Source organism: Pseudomonas sp. B21-051 (assembly GCF_024748795.1).
GTDB classification, from domain to species: domain Bacteria; phylum Pseudomonadota; class Gammaproteobacteria; order Pseudomonadales; family Pseudomonadaceae; genus Aquipseudomonas; species Aquipseudomonas putida_A.
Genome location: NZ_CP087166.1, coordinates 5,544,803 through 5,565,473, shown reverse-complemented (window position 1 = coordinate 5,565,473; position 20,671 = coordinate 5,544,803). Strand labels below are relative to the sequence as shown.

At 60.6% G+C, this 20,671-nt stretch carries 18 protein-coding genes; 10 read left to right on the top strand and 8 right to left on the bottom strand.

Annotation, left to right across the window (positions count from 1 at the left end; genetic code table 11):
• Positions 1-129: 129 nt before the first annotated feature.
• Both metK and LOY52_RS25075 read right to left on the bottom strand, forming a co-directional pair.
• Entirely contained in the window at positions 130-1,320 is a 1,191-nt protein-coding gene (metK, locus tag LOY52_RS25080; RefSeq protein ID WP_003229025.1) for a methionine adenosyltransferase, read from the bottom strand.
• An 18-nt stretch (positions 1,321-1,338) separates the two neighbouring features.
• On the bottom strand, positions 1,339-2,334 hold the full coding sequence (locus LOY52_RS25075; RefSeq protein WP_134784847.1) for a metalloregulator ArsR/SmtB family transcription factor: 996 nt from the start codon (positions 2,332-2,334) through the stop codon (positions 1,339-1,341).
• Positions 2,335-2,592: 258 nt separating this feature from the next.
• Here LOY52_RS25075 and tkt point away from each other — a divergent pair, with 258 nt between their 5' ends.
• From tkt to fba, 6 genes are all read left to right on the top strand, one after another.
• A complete protein-coding gene (gene tkt / locus LOY52_RS25070; protein WP_258676896.1) occupies positions 2,593-4,590 on the top strand; it encodes a transketolase in 1,998 nt (665 codons plus the stop codon).
• A 160-nt stretch (positions 4,591-4,750) separates the two neighbouring features.
• On the top strand, positions 4,751-5,809 hold the full coding sequence (gene epd, locus LOY52_RS25065) for an erythrose-4-phosphate dehydrogenase (protein WP_258676894.1): 1,059 nt from the start codon (positions 4,751-4,753) through the stop codon (positions 5,807-5,809).
• Positions 5,810-5,835: 26 nt separating this feature from the next.
• Positions 5,836-6,999, top strand: coding sequence for a phosphoglycerate kinase (locus LOY52_RS25060; protein WP_007961877.1), 1,164 nt, complete (start codon positions 5,836-5,838; stop codon positions 6,997-6,999).
• Positions 7,000-7,033: 34 nt separating this feature from the next.
• Positions 7,034-7,255 (top strand): hypothetical protein, encoded by a 222-nt coding sequence (locus tag LOY52_RS25055; RefSeq protein WP_007961876.1) that lies wholly within the window; start codon positions 7,034-7,036, stop codon positions 7,253-7,255.
• A gap of 57 nt (positions 7,256-7,312) precedes the next feature.
• Positions 7,313-7,645 carry an MliC family protein gene (locus tag LOY52_RS25050; RefSeq protein ID WP_108588989.1) on the top strand — a complete coding sequence of 111 codons (333 nt, stop codon included), beginning with the start codon at positions 7,313-7,315 and terminating at the stop codon, positions 7,643-7,645.
• Positions 7,646-7,897: 252 nt separating this feature from the next.
• Positions 7,898-8,962 (top strand): class II fructose-bisphosphate aldolase, encoded by a 1,065-nt coding sequence (gene fba, locus LOY52_RS25045; RefSeq protein WP_003177554.1) that lies wholly within the window; start codon positions 7,898-7,900, stop codon positions 8,960-8,962.
• Positions 8,963-9,022: 60 nt separating this feature from the next.
• Here fba and LOY52_RS25040 read toward each other — a convergent pair whose 3' ends face one another.
• Both LOY52_RS25040 and LOY52_RS25035 read right to left on the bottom strand, forming a co-directional pair.
• Positions 9,023-9,385: a DUF6124 family protein gene (locus LOY52_RS25040; protein WP_258676892.1), complete on the bottom strand. Its 363-nt coding sequence runs from the start codon at positions 9,383-9,385 to the stop codon at positions 9,023-9,025.
• A 448-nt stretch (positions 9,386-9,833) separates the two neighbouring features.
• Positions 9,834-10,502, bottom strand: a complete 669-nt coding sequence (locus LOY52_RS25035; RefSeq protein WP_096795728.1) for a polysaccharide lyase family 7 protein — start codon at positions 10,500-10,502, stop codon at positions 9,834-9,836.
• 335 nt (positions 10,503-10,837) lie between these two features.
• Here LOY52_RS25035 and LOY52_RS25030 point away from each other — a divergent pair, with 335 nt between their 5' ends.
• The 3 genes from LOY52_RS25030 to LOY52_RS25020 all read left to right on the top strand — a co-directional run bounded on the left by LOY52_RS25030 (position 10,838) and on the right by LOY52_RS25020 (position 13,864).
• On the top strand, positions 10,838-12,961 hold the full coding sequence (locus LOY52_RS25030) for a bifunctional diguanylate cyclase/phosphodiesterase (RefSeq protein ID WP_258676889.1): 2,124 nt from the start codon (positions 10,838-10,840) through the stop codon (positions 12,959-12,961).
• A 43-nt stretch (positions 12,962-13,004) separates the two neighbouring features.
• Positions 13,005-13,496, top strand: a complete 492-nt coding sequence (locus LOY52_RS25025) for a M48 family metallopeptidase (protein ID WP_108184051.1) — start codon at positions 13,005-13,007, stop codon at positions 13,494-13,496.
• A gap of 71 nt (positions 13,497-13,567) precedes the next feature.
• Positions 13,568-13,864 carry a helix-turn-helix domain-containing protein gene (locus LOY52_RS25020; protein WP_003229005.1) on the top strand — a complete coding sequence of 99 codons (297 nt, stop codon included), beginning with the start codon at positions 13,568-13,570 and terminating at the stop codon, positions 13,862-13,864.
• Positions 13,865-13,960: 96 nt separating this feature from the next.
• On the opposite strand, the gene LOY52_RS25015 is transcribed toward LOY52_RS25020, so the two are convergent.
• Positions 13,961-14,413 carry a GNAT family N-acetyltransferase gene (locus LOY52_RS25015; RefSeq protein WP_258676887.1) on the bottom strand — a complete coding sequence of 151 codons (453 nt, stop codon included), beginning with the start codon at positions 14,411-14,413 and terminating at the stop codon, positions 13,961-13,963.
• Positions 14,414-14,669: 256 nt separating this feature from the next.
• Here LOY52_RS25015 and LOY52_RS25010 point away from each other — a divergent pair, with 256 nt between their 5' ends.
• Positions 14,670-15,407: an ABC transporter substrate-binding protein gene (locus LOY52_RS25010; protein WP_258676885.1), complete on the top strand. Its 738-nt coding sequence runs from the start codon at positions 14,670-14,672 to the stop codon at positions 15,405-15,407.
• A gap of 54 nt (positions 15,408-15,461) precedes the next feature.
• Here LOY52_RS25010 and yccS read toward each other — a convergent pair whose 3' ends face one another.
• The 3 genes from yccS to dbpA all read right to left on the bottom strand — a co-directional run bounded on the left by yccS (position 15,462) and on the right by dbpA (position 20,566).
• Positions 15,462-17,654 carry a YccS family putative transporter gene (gene yccS / locus LOY52_RS25005; protein ID WP_258676883.1) on the bottom strand — a complete coding sequence of 731 codons (2,193 nt, stop codon included), beginning with the start codon at positions 17,652-17,654 and terminating at the stop codon, positions 15,462-15,464.
• Between the two features lie 209 nt (positions 17,655-17,863).
• On the bottom strand, positions 17,864-19,042 hold the full coding sequence (locus LOY52_RS25000) for an NAD(P)/FAD-dependent oxidoreductase (RefSeq protein WP_258676881.1): 1,179 nt from the start codon (positions 19,040-19,042) through the stop codon (positions 17,864-17,866).
• A gap of 138 nt (positions 19,043-19,180) precedes the next feature.
• Positions 19,181-20,566 (bottom strand): ATP-dependent RNA helicase DbpA, encoded by a 1,386-nt coding sequence (dbpA, locus tag LOY52_RS24995; RefSeq protein WP_007962660.1) that lies wholly within the window; start codon positions 20,564-20,566, stop codon positions 19,181-19,183.
• Positions 20,567-20,671: the final 105 nt, after the last annotated feature.

Here is a 20,671-nt window from a genome sequence, read left to right as displayed (position 1 = left end):
GCGGCAGCTCCTACAGGGGGATGCGTTGTGTAGGAGCTGCCGAAGGCTGCGATCTTTTGATCCTGGCAAGCATGAAAAAGCCCCGCATGGCGCGAACCGTGCGGGGCTTTTTTTGCAGCCGGGGAGGGCTTACAGACCAGCAGCGGAACGCAGAGCGTCGGCGCGGTCGGTTTTTTCCCAGGTGAACGTGGTGAAGGTGTCTTCGCCAACAGTCTTGGTCTGCGGAGCACGACCGAAGTGGCCGTAGGCTGCAGTTTCCTGGTACATCGGGTGCAGCAGATCAAGCATGGTGGTAATCGCGTATGGACGCAGGTCGAACACTTCACGCACCAATTTGATGATCTTGTCATCGCTGATCTTGCCGGTACCGAAGGTGTTCAGCGAGATCGAAGTCGGCTGAGCGACACCGATGGCGTAGGACACCTGGATCTCGCAACGCTCGGCCAGGCCGGCAGCGACGATGTTCTTGGCAACATAACGGCCAGCGTAGGCCGCCGAACGGTCAACCTTCGATGGATCTTTACCGGAGAACGCGCCACCGCCGTGACGGGCCATGCCGCCGTAGCTGTCGACGATGATCTTGCGACCGGTCAGACCGCAGTCACCTACCGGGCCGCCAATGATGAACTGGCCGGTCGGGTTGATGTGGAACTGGGTGTCTTTGCTCAGCAGTTCGGCAGGCAGCACGTGCTTGACGATCAGCTCCATCACGCCTTCGCGCAGGTCTTTGTAGGACACTTCAGGGTTGTGCTGGGTCGACAGAACAACGGCGTCGATACCGACAACCTTGCCGCCTTCGTAACGGCACGTCACTTGCGACTTGGCGTCCGGACGCAGCCACGGCAGCAGACCCGATTTGCGGGCTTCGGCCTGGCGCTGCACCAGCTGGTGCGAGAAGGTGATCGGCGCTGGCATCAGCACGTCGGTTTCGTTGCTGGCGTAGCCGAACATCAGGCCCTGGTCGCCAGCGCCCTGATCTTCAGGCTTGGCACGGTCAACACCCTGGTTAATGTCAGGGGATTGCTTGCCGATGATGTTCATCACGCCGCAGGTCGCGCCGTCGAAGCCGACTTCGGAGCTGGTGTAGCCGATGTCGCAGATCACGTCACGAACGATCTGCTCCAGGTCGACCCAGGCGCTGGTGGTCACTTCACCGGCCACGATGGCCACGCCGGTCTTGACCAGGGTTTCCACAGCAACGCGTGCGTGTTTGTCCTGGGCGATAATGGCGTCCAGCACCGCATCGGAAATCTGGTCGGCGATTTTGTCCGGATGTCCTTCAGACACGGACTCGGAGGTGAAGAGGGAGTATTCGCTCATCTCGATGTTTTCCTGAATTTACCGATGGTGAGTGTCGCCAGCCGGTCGCTGAAAATGGCGAACCTGGATCTGGAAACCATTACGTAAGCCTACATAGAGGCTGTCCCCGGGAACGAGTCCCGCAGCGGTGGCCCAACGGGCCAAATCGTCCTGTTCAAACCCCAACCACAGATCACCGCAGGCCTCCCTGGCCCAACTCTGGTTGTGGCTACATAACTCTGTCACGAGCAGGCTACCGCCCGGTTGCAGCAGGCCGGCCATGTGCTTGAGCGCTTCGGCCGGCGCGGCGAAATGGTGCAACACCATGTTCAGTACCACGCAATCGGCCTGAAGGCTGGTGCCATTCAATGCATCGGCCAATTGCAGGCTGACGTTAGCCAGCCGTTCACGTTCACATACCTGACGCGCCAGTTCGAGCATCGCCGGGCTGTTGTCCAGCGCGGTTACGGTGCCGAAGCGGCGGGCCAGTTCCGGCAGGAAAGCACCATCGCCGGGGCCGACTTCAATGGCCGTGGCAGCACCATTGAAGTTCAGTTTGTCGAGCAGGGCCAGCACACTGTCACGGTACTGCGGCAGGCCTGCGATCAAGTCTTGCTGGGCGCGGAATTTCTCCGCGACCCGGGCGAAAAAGTCCTGACTGGCCGCTTCACGTTGTCCATGGACCTGCGTGATGCGTGCCTGCACGTCGTCCGGCAGCGCCAGATTGTCGACTTCTTCTAACAATGCGGCGTGCAACTTGCCGCCCAGCAATTCGGTGTGGGGCAGGGCGCGGCGATAGAAAATCGCGTTGCCTTCGCGGCGCGTCGCCACCAGATCGGCCTGGGCCAGCACCTTGAGGTGGTGGCTCATACCGGACTGACCGATACCGAAAATCTGCGCCAGCTCCAGTACGCCGAACGAGTCATTGGCCAGCGCGCGCAATACATTCAGGCGCAGCGGGTCGCCACCGGCCTTGCACAGGGCCGCCAGCTCGTCGCAGTCATCATGGCGAATGGAAGGCACGCGTAAGTTCATGGGGCAGCAGTCTAGTGACGGTGGGAAATCGCCGCAAGGGCAATATCAAAAAGTTTTGATATTGCTCGATAGATGGCACTTCTCACTGGCTGGTTAACTCTACAAACGAACAGCGGAAAGGTTTCACCAGGCGAAACCGCCGTCCAGCACGGGAAAAACGCCTTCGGATGACTATCTGTCATTGCCCCGAGGCGCTCCGGTGAGGGAAAATGCCCTCCTTTTTTCCGTTTCAATCTATTCACACCCAGGAGATCAGCGATGCCTAGCCGTCGTGAGCGTGCCAACGCCATTCGTGCCCTCAGCATGGATGCCGTGCAAAAAGCCAACAGCGGCCATCCCGGTGCCCCTATGGGTATGGCAGATATCGCCGAAGTACTTTGGCGCGACTACCTCAAGCACAACCCGAGCAACCCGTCGTTCGCCGACCGTGACCGCTTCGTGCTGTCCAACGGCCACGGCTCGATGTTGATCTACTCGCTGCTGCACCTGACCGGTTACGATCTGTCGATCGACGACCTCAAGCAGTTCCGTCAACTGCACAGCCGCACCCCGGGCCACCCGGAATTCGGCTACACCCCGGGCGTCGAGACCACCACCGGCCCGCTGGGTCAGGGTCTGGCCAACGCCGTCGGCTTCGCCCTGGCGGAAAAAGTCCTGGGCGCGCAGTTCAACCGTCCTGGCCACAACATCGTTGATCACCACACTTACGTGTTCCTCGGTGATGGCTGCATGATGGAAGGCATTTCCCACGAAGTCGCTTCCCTGGCCGGCACTCTGGGCCTGGGCAAGCTGATCGCCTTCTACGATGACAACGGCATCTCCATCGACGGCGAAGTCGAAGGCTGGTTCACCGACGACACCCCGAAGCGTTTCGAATCCTACAATTGGCAGGTGATCCGCAACGTCGACGGTCACGATCCGGAAGAGATCAAGACCGCCATCGAAACCGCGCGCAAGAGCCCGCTGCCGACCCTGATCTGCTGCAAGACCACCATCGGTTTCGGTTCGCCGAACAAGCAGGGCAAGGAAGATTGCCACGGCGCCCCACTGGGTGACGCGGAAATCGCCCTGACCCGTCAGGCGCTGAACTGGAACTACGGCCCGTTCGAAATCCCTGCAGACATTTATGCCGAGTGGGATGCCAAGGAAAAAGGTCGCGCCGCCGAAGCCGAATGGGACCAGCGTTTCGCTGCCTACTCCGCAGCATTCCCGACCGAAGCCAACGAGCTGATCCGTCGTCTGAGCGGCGAACTGCCAGCCGACTTCGCGGAAAAAGCCTCGGCCTACATCGCTGAAGTGGCGGCCAAAGGCGAAACCATCGCCAGCCGTAAAGCCAGCCAGAACACCCTGAACGCGTTCGGCCCGCTGCTGCCGGAACTGCTCGGCGGTTCGGCTGACCTGGCCGGTTCCAACCTGACCCTGTGGAAAGGTTGCAAAGGCGTCAGCGCTGAAGACGCCAGCGGCAACTACATGTACTACGGCGTGCGCGAATTCGGCATGACCGCGATTATGAACGGCGTATCCCTGCACGGCGGCCTGGTGCCTTACGGCGCGACCTTCCTGATGTTCATGGAATATGCGCGCAACGCGGTGCGCATGTCGGCGCTGATGAAGAAGCGCGTGATCCACGTCTACACCCACGACTCCATCGGTCTGGGCGAAGACGGCCCGACGCACCAGCCGATCGAGCAACTGACCAGCCTGCGGACCACGCCGAACCTCGACACCTGGCGTCCAGCCGATGCCGTTGAATCGGCGGTGGCCTGGAAAAACGCGCTGGAGCGTAAGGACGGCCCATCGGCGCTGATCTTCTCGCGTCAGAACCTGCAGCACCAGGAACGCGATGCCGGTCAGATCGCCGGCATCAGCCGCGGTGGTTACGTGTTGAAGGACTGCGCAGGCGAGCCTGAGCTGATCCTGATCGCCACCGGTTCGGAAGTCGGTCTGGCCGTTCAGGCCTACGACAAACTGACCGAGCAAGGCCGCAAGGTGCGCGTGGTTTCCATGCCTTGCACCAGCGTTTTCGATGCGCAGGACGCCGGCTACAAGCAATCGGTTCTGCCGCTGCAGGTCAGCGCACGTATTGCGATCGAAGCGGCTCACGCCGACTTCTGGTTCAAGTACGTGGGTCTGGAAGGTCGCGTGATCGGCATGACCACCTACGGCGAATCGGCTCCGGCTTCGGCACTGTTCGAAGAGTTCGGCTTCACCCTGGAAAACATCCTGGGTCAGGCTGAAGAGCTGCTGGAAGACTAAGCAGTACGAATGCGGTAGCCCAGGCTGCCGCGTTCCCCTGTAGGAGCTGCCGAAGGCTGCGATCTTTTGATCCTGTTTTTCAAGATCAAGATCAAAAGATCGCAGCCTTCGGCAGCTCCTACATGGGGTTGTGTTGTTAGCGAATACTATCGAGAACCCCATGCCTCAACCGCGTCCCTACAAAGTTGCACTCAACGGCTACGGCCGGATTGGTCGTTGCGTCTTGCGTGCGTTGTTCGAGCGAGGCGAGAAGGCCGGGTTTGAAATTGTCGCGATCAACGATCTGGCGGACATGGCCAGCATCGAATACCTGACACGCTTCGACTCCACCCACGGCCGCTTTCCCGGCGAAGTGCGAGTAGACGGCGATTGTCTGCATATTAATGGCGACTGCGTGAAGGTCCTGCGCAGTGCCACCCCCGAAGGCATCGACTGGGCGGCGCTGGGCGTCGACCTGGTGCTTGAGTGCTCCGGTGCTTACCACACCCGTGAAGACGGCCAGCGCTTCCTCGACGCCGGCGCGCCACGCGTGCTGTTCTCGCAACCGATGGCCAGCGAGGCGGATGTCGACGCCACCATCGTCTACGGTGTCAATCAGGATTGCCTGACCGGCGCCGAACTGCTGGTGTCCAACGCTTCCTGCACCACCAACTGCGGCGTGCCGCTGTTGCGTCTGCTGGACAAGGCGATTGGCCTGGATTACGTGTCGATCACCACGATTCACTCGGCGATGAACGATCAGCCAGTGATCGACGCCTATCACCACGAAGACCTGCGCCGCACCCGCTCGGCGTTCCAGTCGGTAATCCCGGTGTCCACTGGTCTGGCACGCGGTATCGAGCGCCTACTGCCGGAACTTGCGGGGCGAATTCAGGCCAAAGCCGTACGCGTGCCGACGGTCAACGTGTCTTGCCTCGACATCACGATGCAGACCGCCACCGCGACCGATGCCAACGAGGTCAACCGGATCCTGCGCGAAGCCGCCACCAACGGCCCGCTCAAAGGTCTGCTGGCCTACACCGAGCTTCCCCACGCAAGCTGTGATTTCAACCATGACCCACATTCGGCCATCGTCGATGCCAGTCAGACCCGTGTTTCCGGCCCCAAACTGGTGAACATCCTGGCCTGGTTCGACAACGAATGGGGTTTTGCCAACCGAATGCTGGACGTTGCAGACCACTATCTGCAAACAGCGATTTCAAAAAAACCTGCTCTCTAAGAACAGTTACTCAGGAAGTGCGACCCATGACCGTGTTGAAGATGTCCGACCTCGATCTGCAAGGTAAGCGCGTATTGATTCGCGAAGACCTCAACGTCCCAGTCAAGGACGGTGTTGTCACCAGCGATGCGCGTATCCTGGCTTCGCTGCCGACCATCAAGCTGGCCCTGGAAAAAGGCGCGGCGGTGATGGTGTGTTCGCACCTGGGCCGTCCGACCGAAGGCGAGTTCTCCGCCGAGAACAGCCTCAAGCCAGTCGCTGACTACCTGAGCAAGGCCCTGGGCCGCGAAGTGCCGCTGGTGGCCGATTACCTGGGCGGCGTTGACGTCAAGGCCGGCGACATCGTGCTGTTCGAAAACGTGCGCTTCAACAAGGGCGAGAAAAAGAACGCCGACGAACTGGCCCAGCAATACGCCGCCTTGTGCGACGTGTTCGTGATGGACGCCTTCGGCACCGCGCACCGTGCCGAAGGTTCGACCCACGGCGTGGCCAAGTTCGCCAAGGTCGCGGCTGCTGGCCCGCTGTTGGCCGCTGAACTGGATGCACTGGGCAAGGCGCTGGGCGCACCGGCCAAGCCAATGGCTGCGATCGTTGCCGGCTCCAAGGTGTCGACCAAACTCGACGTCCTCAACAGCCTGAGCCAGATCTGCGATCAACTGATCGTCGGCGGCGGCATCGCCAACACTTTCCTGGCTGCCGCCGGTCACCCGGTCGGCAAGTCGCTGTACGAGCCGGACCTGCTGGACACCGCGCGTGCCATCGCCGCCAAGGTCAGCGTGCCGCTGCCGGTGGACGTGGTTGTTGCCAAGGAGTTCGCTGAAAGCGCTGAAGCCACCGTCAAGCTGATCGCTGACGTTGCCGCTGACGACATGATCCTGGATATCGGCCCGCAAACCGCGGCCAACTTTGCCGAACTGCTGAAATCGTCGAAAACCATTCTGTGGAACGGTCCGGTCGGCGTGTTCGAATTCGACCAGTTCGGCAACGGCACCAAAGTGCTGGCCCAGGCCATTGCTGACAGCGCCGCATTCTCCATTGCCGGCGGTGGCGACACTCTGGCGGCCATCGATAAATATGGCGTGGCTGAGCAAATCTCCTACATTTCCACCGGTGGCGGCGCGTTCCTCGAATTCGTCGAAGGCAAGGTGCTGCCAGCCGTTGAAGTCCTGGAAAGCCGGGCCAAGGCCTGAGGCCGCCCGTTTGACCAGGCAAAGGAGTGTTCAGATGGTCAAGTCGTTAGCGCTGTTGTTGCTGACCGGTACGCTGGCGGCCTGCGGGAGTAACCCGAAGGCCGAGGCCACGCCAGCGCCGGATGCGGCACAGAAGGGCTGCTATCAGGCCGACTGGCAGGCCGAAACCAACCCGGTGCTGAACAAGCGCTCGGGGCCGGACGGTCTGGACAAATACGAGACGCAAACCCCGGCCAAGGAACATGGTTGTCCTTGACCGGTCTGACTCTTTAACTCAGGGCTGGCGGCGTTGGCTGTCAGTCGAGGAACACGGATGAAAGGCTTGATCGCCATTGCGGCGTTGGCATTGTTGGGCGGTTGCGCGCAGATGAACCTGTTTCAGTCGTCCGCGCCTGCGGACAACTGGACCACCTGGACCTGCGACAGCCAGGCCAAAGTGCTGTGGCGCTACGCCGATGCCGGCCAGAAGGAAGTCGATGTACGGCTGGGTGGCGGTGATCAGGTCTATCGCCTGAAAGAAGAGCCGGGCGCCTCGGGCGTGCTGTACAGCGACGGCATGCTGGCGTTTCACGTCAAGGGTGACGAAGGCCTGGTGTACTGGGTCGCCACCAATGACCTGATCGGGCGCGGCTGCAAGGCCGAGTAATTGAAGCGCTGCGATTCTAATGTGGGAGCGAGCCTGCTCGCGAAAGCGGTTTGACAGGCATTGCATCAGTGACTGCGAGATTGCTTTCGCGAGCAGGCTCGCTCCTACAGGGGATCTGTGCAGTTCTCAGGATTTTGCTTTATCGAATCACCAGACCGGGCTTCGACCCCCGATCTGCAATCACTTGAATAGCCGCCGCCGCTCCGGCAGGCTGGCACGATTAACGACCCTCAACCGGGAGAGACACACACAATGGCACTTATCAGCATGCGCCAGATGCTGGACCACGCAGCCGAGTTCGGCTACGGCGTTCCAGCCTTCAACGTCAACAACCTTGAGCAGATGCGCGCCATCATGGAAGCCGCTGACAAGACTGACTCCCCGGTGATCGTCCAGGCTTCGGCCGGCGCTCGCAAATACGCCGGCGCGCCGTTCCTGCGTCACCTGATCCTGGCCGCGATCGAAGAATTCCCGCACATCCCGGTGTGCATGCACCAGGACCACGGCACCAGCCCTGACGTCTGCCAGCGCTCGATCCAACTGGGCTTCAGCTCGGTGATGATGGACGGCTCCCTCGGCGAAGACGGCAAGACTCCGACCGACTACGAATACAACGTCCGCGTTACCCAACAAACCGTGGCCATGGCTCACGCCTGCGGCGTTTCGGTAGAAGGCGAGCTGGGCTGCCTGGGTTCGCTGGAAACCGGCATGGCCGGTGAAGAAGACGGCATCGGCGCTGAAGGCGTTCTGGATCACAGCCAGATGCTGACCGACCCGGAAGAAGCCGCTGACTTCGTCAAGAAGACCCAGGTCGATGCCCTGGCCATCGCCATCGGCACCAGCCACGGCGCCTACAAGTTCACCAAGCCACCTACCGGCGACGTGCTGGCGATCGACCGCATCAAGGAAATCCACAAGCGCATCCCGAACACCCACCTGGTGATGCACGGTTCCTCGTCGGTTCCGCAAGAGTGGCTGGCGATCATCAACCAGTACGGCGGCGACATCAAAGAAACCTACGGCGTACCGGTTGAAGAAATCGTCGAAGGCATCAAGTACGGCGTACGCAAGGTCAACATCGACACCGACCTGCGCCTGGCATCCACCGGCGCCATGCGTCGCCTGATGGCCACCAACCCGAGCGAGTTCGACCCACGTAAATTCTTCGGCGCGACCGTGACGGCGATGCGTGACGTGTGTATCGCTCGTTATGAAGCGTTCGGTACTGCCGGTAATGCTTCGAAGATCAAGCCGATCTCGTTGGAAGCGATGTATCAGCGGTATTTGAAGGGTGAGTTGAACGCGAAGGTTAACTAAGCCTGGGTGTTGAGCTGCTGTTATGAGAAACCCGCCGAGAGGCGGGTTTTTTGTGGGCGGTTACTTCTTCAACTCCACATGATCCAGTGCCTGATTCACCGCCAGTTCACCGAGCATGACGATTTGCGCGATGCCCAGTGCGGTCTTGCGGTGGGATGAGTCGAGGATGGCGGCGAAGTTGTTGAGCATGTCGCTTGCCGAGCCCAGGGTTTCGCTGGCGTTGGCGAGCAGGGATTCGGTGTCGTACTTCGGGTTGGCGAGGTACATGGGCTCGGGTTTGTTGCCGCTCGCCATGATGAGGGCGGCAGGATTGAGGTAATGGTCGAGGGCGCGTTCGGCGGCGTCGTGGAGTTTTTTTGAATCGAGGGATTCGTAGGGGGAGGCTGGGTCTGTGTCTGGCGGGTGTGGTGTTGATTTGGTCATGTTTCGTCTCCGGTAAATGGAGCCGGCACCGGATCGCTACTAAACGAAGGGGTGGCAGCTGAACGCAGGTTAGTAGACCGGGGAGACGCGACCGGCGCACCCGAAGGCGCCCTGCGAACAGCTGCCATCAAGCGCGGATGAATGTCCGACTGAATGGTGCCAATGCGCATCGCGTAACCACGGGCTACTAAACCCGATCACTGGAAATCAGTGACGCGAATCAAGTTACCGATGGCCCTCCAGGCGCACAAGCCGGCGGATTCTGGCGTAGCTGTAGGTATCCACGCAAGTTGTTGTAGGCATCGGGAAGTAACCAGCACTCAGTTTAAACATGCACGTTTAATGTAGGAGCTGCCGAAGGCTGCGATCTTTTGATCTGGTTTTTGATTTTGAAAAAGGCAAGATCAAAAGATCGCAGCCTTCGGCAGCTCCTACAGTGGGGGTTGGGTTATTTGTCGTGATCAATATCCAGCTTGGTAAAGGTCACCTGCCCACCCTCACTGGTGTAGCCGGTGTTGTCCTGCACATACACCCCGGCCTTGAAGTACAGCGGCTTGTTGCGCCAAGTCGCGCTGATCTGTGAATCCCACTGATAACCCGCTGCGCTCACGCCCAGTGCACCGCCGGGGCTGAGGTGGATCAGGTAGTTGAATTCGCGGTCGAGTTTGATGCCGGTGGCGAGGGTGATAACGCGGCTTTCGTCGTCATCGGGGTGCATGCGTACTTTGATGACGAGGTTGCCGGTTTCGGTCTTGGTCTTGTACTGGTATTCGAGTTTGACCATCGGCTTCTGGCTTTCATACGCGTGGATCTGGCCGATGACGATTTTGCCGGAGCTGGGCACCTTGTTCACCGCGAGGGTCGCGCGCAGGGTGTTGTCGGCGTCCGGGTAGTACCAGTTGCGCAGGGTGCCGTTGCTGAAGGTTTCGCGCAGTTCGGTGCGCGGGTAGATGGCGTTTTCGGTTTTTGACCCGGTCACCGGTGACCAGAAAAACAGCGTGCCGGTGTCGGAATGGAAGTACTGATCCTTGAAGCCATTCACCAGTTTGGAGGTTTCGACGGTGTACGGCGGACTGCCGACGGGAACGCTGAGGTTCCAGGTTGCGAGATCGATCATGTCGGTTCTTCCACTCAATTCATCCTGAACGCGAGTGCCAGAAGCTCTAGCCCGCGCCTTTTCGGGCGGCAGTTATAAGCGTAGAGGAGTTTTTTGTTAACGCCCGTTTGGCAGATGATTGGCGTCAACATCCTGTCGAAATGCCATCTGTGCCGGTTTGCGGGGGCTGCAGGGGTGACCGTTAGTCGGTAAGTCGCCGCTTTGGCTAAATGATGGCGGCGTGACAGCTTCTGCTTTCACAGATCCGCGACTAGAGTGATGGCTCAGTAACTGTACGGTTTTCCCAAGAAACCGGCCGATAGTCCGACAAGAGATGTCCCGACAAGAGAAGCAGCATGGAATGCGCGCAACCCCAGCCAGGTGAAGGCAGCTCTGTCCTTTTGATCGTTGATGATTACCCTGAAAACCTGATCAGCATGCGCGCGTTGCTGCAGCGTCAGGATTGGCACGTCATGACCGCCGCCTCCGGCTTCGAGGCGCTCAATCTGCTGCTCGAACACGATGTCGATCTGGTGCTGCTGGATGTGCAGATGCCAGGCATGGACGGCTTTGAGGTCGCGCGGCTGATGCGCGGCAGCCAGCGCACACGCCTCACGCCGATCATTTTCCTTACCGCTAACGAGCAGTCCCAGGACGCCGTGATCAAGGGCTACGCCAGTGGCGCGGTGGATTACCTGTTCAAGCCGTTCGATCCGCAGATTCTCAAGCCGAAAGTCCAGGCATTGCTCGAACACCAGCGCAACCGCCGCGCCTTGCAGCGCCTGAGTCGTGATCTGGAGGTCGCGCGGGCCTTCAATGCCTCGGTGTTGGATAACGCGGCGGAAGGCATTCTGGTGCTCGGGGAGGACGGCTTGATCCGCTTTGCCAACCCGGCGATTTCGCGTTTGCTCAATGCGCCGGTGAAGGAGCTGGAGGGCAAGGAGTTTCTCGATTATCTGCAGAAACCGCACATTCCGTTGTGGGCCGATTCCGAGTTGCTGGCCGGTTATAAGCGCGGTGAGACCTTGCGTCTGCACGACGCGCTGTTGCGCACTGCGCCGGGGCAGCAGGTGCCGGTGGCGCTGTCCTGTGCGCCGTTGCCCGCCGAGCAACACGCAATGGTGGTGACGGTGCTGGACATGTCGGTGGTGCGTCACCTGCATCAGCAGCTGGAGTTTCAAGCGGTCACCGATCCGTTGACCGGTCTGCTCAATCGCCGGGGTTTTTATCAGACGGTGGAAAACCTGCTGCTGCGCGGTGAACGCAGCGACAGCAGCTGGGTGCTGCTTTATCTGGATCTCGATGGCTTCAAACGGGTCAATGATTCCCTTGGTCATGATGCCGGAGACCGGGTGCTGCGCTGGGTCTCCGAGCAATTGAAAGCCTGTCTGCGGCCGTTCGACATTCTGGCGCGCATGGGCGGTGATGAGTTCACCGCGCTGCTCGATCTGGAGTTTCCCGAGCAGGCAGCGAAGATTGCCGAGAAGCTCATCGAGCGGGTATCGGTCTGTCAGCAGATCGAGGGATTGGATATTGCCCTCGGCGCGAGTATCGGCATCGCCACCTACCCGGACTGCGGCTCGAACCTCGACGGTTTGCTGCGCGCCTCCGACATTGCCATGTACGAGGCCAAGCGGGCTGGGCGTCAGCAGTATCGTTTTTATGATCACGAAATGAACGGCCGTGCCCGTTCGCGGCTGATGCTCGAAGAGAGCGTGCGCAACGCCATCGAGAACCGTGATTTCAATTTGGTGTATCAGCCGCAAGTGGCGATCGACAGCGGGCAGATCCGCGGTTTCGAGGCGTTGCTGCGCTGGCAGCATCCGAGCGTCGGCGATGTGCCGCCGGGGTTGTTCCTGCCGTTACTGGAAGAGGCGCGGCTGATCAGCCGGCTCGGCAGCTGGATCTATCATCGCGGCGCCGGCCAGCGCAAAGCCTGGGAAACCCTTTTTGCCGAGGATCTGGTGCTGGGTGTGAGTTTGAGCAACACCCAGTTCGGTCTGCCGAACCTGGTCACCGAATTGCGCCAGGTGCTGGAGCGGCACTCGCTGGAGCCACGGCAACTGGAGGTCGAAGTCACCGAAGACGCGCTGATGCACAACCCCGACGAGACTCGCAAACAGCTGCGCCTGCTGCGTAATCTCGGGGTGCGGGTGGCTTTGGATGATTTTGGTTCAGGACCGTGTTCGCTGGCGCATCTGCGTGATCTGGAGCTGGACACGCTCAAGCTGGATCGACACCTGATTGCGCGGCTGCCGGATTCGACGCGCGACGCGGCGCTGGTCAGCAACGTGATCAATCTGTGTAAACAGTACGGCTTGCTGGTGATCGCCGAAGGCGTGGAAACCATCGAACAGTATCAATGGCTGCAAGCGCATGGCTGCGAATACGTGCAGGGTTTCCTGGTGGCGCGTCCGCTGACCTCCGAAGACGCCGCCAGCTTCGCCGAGCCCTTTGACTGGAGCGCGCTGCCGGTTTGAATTCGTTACACTGGCGCTCTTTTCGAACCGTATTGCCGTGCCCATGACTGCGTTGAAATACCTCCAGGCCTATCCCGCGCAATTGCAGGATCAGGTGCGCCAACTGATCGCCGAACAGCGTCTGGGTGACTACCTGAGCCAACGCTATCCGGGGCGTCACGATGTGCAAAGCGACAAGGCGCTGTACAGCTACGCGCTGGACCTGAAGCAGGAATACCTGCGCAACGCGCCGGCCATCGACAAGGTGCTGTTCGACAACCGCCTCGACCTGACGCATCGCGCGCTAGGGCTGCACACCACGGTTTCAAGGGTGCAGGGTGGCAAGCTCAAGGCCAAGAAAGAGATTCGCATCGCCTCGTTGTTCAAGGAGGCGGCCCCCGAGTTCCTGAAGATGATCGTCGTGCACGAACTGGCGCACTTCAAGGAATCGGACCACAACAAGGCCTTCTATAAATTGTGCGAACACATGCTGCCGGGGTATCACCAGATCGAGTTCGATCTGCGGGTGTACCTGACGTGGCGGGATTTGCAATGAAGATCAAAAGATCGCATTGCATCTGTAGGAGCTGCCGCAGGCTGCGATCTTTTAACGTTGGGAGTGTTTAGATGGACGTAAGCAAGACCAAAAGCAGTTTTTACCGGCGCCTGTATGTGGCCTACCTGATCGACAGCGGCCTGGCCCCAAGCGTCCCGGCGCTGACCGAGGTGACCGGCATGCCCCGGCGCACGGCGCAGGACACGATCGCCGCGCTGGCGGATCTGGATATCGTCTGTGAATTCGAGCAGGAAGAGGGCGCGCGCAACCATGCCGGGCGCTATCGGATTCGCGAGTGGGGGGCGATTGATCGCGGGTGGATCGAGCGTAATCTGCGGCAGATCAAGGCTGTGCTGGAGTATCCCTGAGTCTTGCGTTGTTTGAGCTGACGCTTTCGCGAGCAGGCTCGCTCCCACAGAGGCATGCATTCCAAATGTGGGAGCGAGCCTGCTCGCGATAGGGCTTCAGGGGCGACGCATGCCTATATGCGGAATGTCATCCTCCAGATACTCCTCACCCGCCACCACAAACCCGTACCTGCAGTAATACCCCTGCAAATGCGCCTGCGCCGACAGATAGATCGGCACCTGCGGCCAATGCTTCTCGGCCTGTTTCAGCGCGTGTTCCATCAACACATGTCCCAGCCCTTTGCCACGGCCCTGCGGCGCAATGATCACGCGTCCGATCACCACGTCACCGCCCTGGGATTCGGGGTCCAGCAGGCGCAGATAGGCCATCAGTTGATCGCCTTCCCAGCCCATGAGGTGATGGGTATCGCCGTCCAGATCCTGGCCGTCGAGGTCCGGGTAGGCGCATTTCTGTTCGACCACGAACACCTCCGAGCGCAGCTTCAACAACGCGTATAACTGCTCTTTGCCCAGATCGCTGTGATGCTTGCAGATCCACTCGATTGTCATCTTCCGACTCCTTGAACTCCGTCGCCCGATACTAAGGGCACAGGCGCTGGATGTCTGTATGGCGGAACAGTCTGTGACAAAGGTCAAAATGCCATCATTCCTTTCTCGCGGTGGCGGCTGCTTTGTGTAATCTGCTGGAAAGCGCTGTGCACTGGCTTCAATGAGCTAATGTTAGGGCCTGGGTTTCGCCGGTAAGGGGCCTTGGGGTTTTGACTGAAAACACGCTGGGCAGCCCGCCCGCTAAGGATTTTCAAGCATGCCGCGACTGCATCGAGCCTCTGCTTTGATCGGATTGCTCTTGCTGGCCCAAACCGCCGCAGCGGACAAGTTGCGGCTGGTGTTCGATATCTGGCCACCGTTTACCGACGACACGCTGGTCAACGGTGGCCTGGCCACCGACATCGTCAGCACGGCACTGGCGCGGGCCGGTTATGCCAGCGACTACGAGCAGGTGCCGTGGGCGCGGGCACTGCTGGGGGTGGGCGAAGGACGATACGACGTGCTGGTCAACGCCTGGTACAACGACGAACGAACCAGACTCGGCCAGTTCTCTGGCGAATACCTGCTCAATCGCATCCGCTTTCTCAAGCGCAAAGACACGCCGCTGGAATACAGCAGCCTGGAACAGCTGCACACCTACCCGGTGGCGGTGGTGCGCGGCTATGCCTACTCGCAGGCGTTCGATGCCGATACCGCGCTGGAGAAAGTCCCTGTGCATAACTTCGCCATGGCCGTGCGCATGCTGGCGGCGGATCGGGTCAAGCTGACCCTGGAAGATGAATACGTCGCGCGCTATTACCTGGCCCGCGAATCACCGAAAGTGCGCAACGCCGTGGAGTTTCTGCCCAAGCCGCTGAGCGAGAACAGTCTGCATATTCTGGTGAGTCTGAAGAATCCGCAGCATGAGCAGATTGTGGCCGGGTTTGACAAGGCGATTGCGGCGATGAAGGCGGATGGCAGTTATGACAAGTTGCTGCGCCAGCATGGGATGTGAGGGCTGATCCAGAATCTTCTGAGTGGTTGATGGCCTCTTCGCGAAGGCGTCCTTTCAGCCAGCGCTAATCTCATTAGTGTCTTTGATCAAATGCGCCGCCAACGTTCGCAGCGGCCCCAACTGCCGGCAGATCAGCGCCAGTTGCGTCTGCACCAGTCGCTGACCTTCATCGATTTCGTCCGGCATCTGCTCCAGCTCGTTGGCCAGCGCTTCTTCTTCGTCACTCTGAATCGCCACCGGTTGCTTGTTCGCCAGGCCCTGGGCGATGTCGTCGATGCTCGCGGCCAGTTTCACTCCGGCGCCGTCGATCAGCTGTTCACGCACGTCTGCCGGTAGCTGCGTTTCGCGATGCGCGCCCAACCCGGAGAGGTAGCTGAGCAGGGTGTGCGACAGCACCAGAAAACGGAAACCGACGTCCGCTTCCTTACGGAAATGCCCCGGCTCCATGAGCATGTTCGCCAGCGTTGTCGACAGCGCCGCATCAGCGTTGTGCGCGTTGCGCCGGGCCAGGCGATAGGCGAGGTCGTCGCTCTTGCCGGCGGCGTATTGCTGCATGATCTGGCGCAGGTAGATGCTGTTGCAGGTCAGGGTGTTGGCCAGCACCTTGTTCAGGCGTCGGCCCTGCCAGTCCGGCAGGAACAGGAACACCGTCAGGCCGGCGATCAGGCTGCCGAGCAGGGTATCGAACAGGCGCGGCAGGAACAGCCCGTAGCCATCGCCGATCTGGTTGAAGCAGAACAGCACCATGATGGTGATGGCGGCGGTCGCCAGGGTGTAGCGCGTGGTGCGGTTGGTGAAGAACACCACACCGGCGGCGATGGCGAAGCACGACTGCACCAGCGGGCTGGGGAACAGATCGAACAGCGCCCACGCCACGGTCAGGCCGATGGCGGTGCCGAGAATCCGTTGCCCAAGTTTGCGCCGGGTCGCGCCGTAGTTCGGCTGGCAGACGAACAGGGTGGTGAGGATGATCCAGTAACCCTGCGACGGGTGAATCAGGTGCACCATGCCATAGCCGATACTCAGCGCCAGCGGCAGGCGCAGGGCGTGGCGGAACAGCAACGAGGTCGGTGTCAGCTGCGTGCGCAAGCGAATCCATACGTCCTTGAGGTTGCGTGGCGAGCGATCGAGCAGGCTGCTGTCGGTGGCGTCCGCCAGGGCGTCGGGGTTGCTCGCGTCGCTGAGCAAGCGGTCGAGGGTGCCGAGGTTGGCGGCCAGTGCACGCAGCGAACGCAGGAGGCCGCGCCACGCCGGATTGCTCTGAATACGCAGGTGTTCAAGGGAGGCATCGAGGTCCGTCAGCGCTTCGGCAAAACTCGCATCGTAGACGAACGGCTGGCGCATCTGGATCGATTCGGCCAGCGCACGGCAGGCCTTGCCCTGCTGGCGCAGCAGGCGCTGGCAGCGGAACAGCACGTCGCTGTGGAAGAACGCGTCGGCCAGCGCGTTATACGGATAGTGCGAAGAGCTGGCGCGTTCGTGGATGTCCTGAGCGAGGAAATACAGCTTCAGATAACGGCTGACTTTCGAACCCGGGCGACCGTTGCCGACCCGGTGCAGAATGATTTCCTTGGCACTGTTCAGCGCGGCGACCACGCGACCATTTTGCTGCGCCAGTTCCAGTCGCCGGCCTTCGACGTCCAGTTGGCGGATCGGCTCGAACAGCGAGGCTTTCAGCTTCAGGTAGAAACCCAGTTCACGGAACAGCCGTGCCAGACTCTGCTGCACCGGCTGGTTGGAAAACATCGCTTGCCACAGCACCGAGAGCAGGCCGTACCATGCGGCACCCGCCACCAGCAGCATCGGCTCGTGCCAGAAATCGGTGACCGCGCCGCCGCGCTGATCCACGCCGATCATGGTGTAGACCGACAGAATCAAGGTCGCCGAGGCAATCGCGCCATAACGCTCGCCGAGTGCGCCGAGCATGGTCAGGCCGAAACTGGCCAGCGCCAGGGCGATGGCGAACACGATGGGGTAGGGGAAGAGCAGCTCCACCGACAGCGCGGCGATGCTGAAACACACCAGTGTCACTGCCAGTGCGTTGAGGCGGCCCTGCCAGCTGTCGTCGGTCTCGGCCAGGGCGCTGGCGATGATCCCGAGGAACAACGGGATCAGCAGGCCCATTTCATCCTGATACCAACACAGCGCCATGCTGCCGGTCAGGGCGATGAACACCCGCACGCTGTAGCTGAATTTATCCAGCGCCCACAGGCGCCGCAAAGACTGACGAAACGAGGTCGAGGACATGAAGTGCGAAGGCCTTCCGAGGCGATGCCGCTAAATTGAGCCAGTAATGACGCCGACGCAATGGCGCCGATCACATCTGACAGCAAAAAGTGTTCCTTGATTGCGCACTCCCCCTGTAGGAGCTGCCGAAGGCTGCGATCTTTTGATCCTGTTTTTAAGATCAAAAGATCGCAGCCTTCGGCAGCTCCTACAGGGGAGTGTTGTTTCAGTCAGACGTATTGCGCGGCGGCGTAGCCGGAAGCCCAGGCCCACTGGAAGTTGAAGCCACCCAGATGGCCAGTGACGTCGAGCACTTCGCCGACAAAATACAGCCCCGGGCTTTTCAGCGACTCCATGGTCTTGGACGACACCTCACGGGTATCGACGCCACCCAGCGTGACCTCGGCGGTGCGATAGCCTTCTGTGCCGGCCGGGACGACTTTCCAGCTGCCGAGCTTGTCGGCGATCTGCGCCAGTTCGGCGTGGGTGTACTGCTTCATCGGTTTGGAAACGAACCAGCTGTCCGCCAGCAGGTTGGCCATCTTCTTGGTGAAAATCTCGCCGAGCAGGGTTTTCAGTTCACTGTTCGGGCGTTCGGCCACTTGCTGTTGCAGCCATGCCGCGGTGTCGTAATCCGGCAGCAGGTTGATCTCCACGGTATCGCCCGGCTCCCAGAACGACGAGATCTGCAGAATCGCCGGGCCGCTGAGGCCACGGTGAGTGAACAGAATGTTCTCGCGAAAGCTCTGGTCGTTGCAGCTGACCAGACAATCCACCGAGGTGCCGGACAGCTCGGTGCACAGTTCCTTGAGCTGATCGGTGATGGTGAACGGCACCAGCCCGGCGCGGGTCGGCAGCAGTTCATGGCCGAATTGCTTGGCGACCTGATAACCGAAACCGGTGGCCCCCAGCGTCGGGATCGACAGCCCGCCGGTGGCGATCACCAGCGATTGGCACTGCAGCTGGCCGAGGGTGGTGTCGAGCAGGTAACCGCTTTCGAGCTTCTCGATGGTCTGGATCGAGGTGTCGAGGTGCAGCTCGACACCGACCTGATCGCACTCGTCGAGCAGCATGCCGAGGATGTCGCTGGATTTGTTATCGCAGAACAGCTGACCGAGTTTCTTCTCGTGATACGGCACGCCGTGCTTGGCGACCATGCCGATGAAATCCCACTGGGTGTAGCGCGCCAGTGCCGATTTGCAGAAATGCGGGTTACCCGAGAGGAAATTGGCGGGTTCGGTGTACATGTTGGTGAAATTGCAGCGGCCACCACCGGACATCAGGATTTTCTTGCCGGCCTTGTTCGCATGATCGAGCAGCAACACCTGACGCCCACGCCCGGCGGCGGTCAGTGCACACATCAACCCTGCGGCGCCAGCGCCAATGATCACGACTTCGGTAGAGCGCAAAACGGTGTCCTCTGAAATATCACCACAAAACGAACTGTTGTAGGAGCTGTCGAGTGAAACGAGGCTGCGATCTTTTGATCTTGTTTTTAGGTCAAGATCAAAAGATCGCAGCCTGCGGCAGCTCCTACAGGGTTGTTATTACAAAACCCGCACGCGCAGCGAACGGCCCTTGATCTTGCCGTTGTTCAAGCGCTGCAGCGCCTGCATGACCACGGTGCGTTCAACCGCCACATACGACTGGAAATCGAAGATCGCGATCTTGCCCACCTGGGCGCCGGGGATGCCGGCGTCGCCAGTCAGTGCGCCGAGAATGTCGCCCGGACGGACCTTGTCCTTGCGCCCGCCAGCGATGCACAGGGTGCTCATCGGTGGCTGCAGCGGGGCGCCGCCCTGGGACTTGAGGTTATCGACCTGATCCCAGTTCAACGGGGCTTTCTGCAGTTGTTCGATGGCTTGCGCGCGATGCGCTTCGGACGGCGCAACGAGGCTGACCGCAATGCCTTTCTCGCCGGCACGACCGGTACGGCCGACACGGTGAATGTGGATTTCCGAGTCACGGGCCAGCTCGACGTTGATCACCATGTCCAGCGCATCGATGTCCAGACCACGGGCGGCGACGTCGGTGGCGACCAGGACCGACGTACTGCGGTTGGCGAACATCGCCAGCACCTGGTCGCGGTCACGCTGTTCCAGATCGCCGTGCAGGCCGACGGCGGAAATGCCCTTGGAGGTCAGGTGGTCAACGGTTTCCTGCACTTGCTGCTTGGTAAAGCAGAACGCCACGCAGGAGGCCGGGCGGAAGTGGTGCAGGACTTTGGTCACGGCGCTCATGCGCTCTTCCGGAGAAATTTCGTAGAAGCGCTGCTCGATCTGCGTGTCGTCATGGAACGCTTCGGCTTTCACCGTTTGCGGATCGCGCATGAATTTCGACGCCAGTTGCTTGATGCCCACCGGGTATGTAGCGGAGAACAGCAGGGTCTGGCGACGCGCCGGGGTCTTTTCGATGATGTCTTCGATGGCGTCGTAGAAGCCCATGTCGAGCATGCGGTCGGCTTCGTCGAGGATCAGCGTGTTCAGGCCGTCGAGCACCAGCGACCCCTTGCGCAGGTGTTGCTGGATGCGCCCCGGGGTGCCGACGATGATGTGCGCGCCGTGTTCCAGCGAGGCGATCTGCGGGCCGAACGACACGCCGCCGCACAGGGTCAGGACCTTGATGTTGTCTTCGGCACGGGCCAGGCGACGGACTTCCTTGGCGACCTGGTCGGCCAGCTCACGGGTCGGGCAGATCACCAGCGCCTGGCAACCGAAGTAACGCGGGTTGATCGGGTTGAGCAGGCCGATGCCGAACGCGGCGGTCTTGCCGCTGCCGGTCTTGGCCTGGGCGATCAGGTCCATCCCCTTGAGGATCACCGGCAAGCTCTGCGCCTGGATCGGCGTCATCTGGGCATAACCGAGGGATTCGAGGTTAGCCAGCATGGCGGCGGACAGCGGCAGAGTATTAAAAGCGGTGGCGATGGTGGTCACGGGACTGGCCTGCAAAACAAAATGTCGCGCAGTGTAGCAGCCCCGTGCCACTTTCCTCGAAAGTTCTGGACGAACAGTGCCTGAAACCCGAGGCAAGGTGATTTA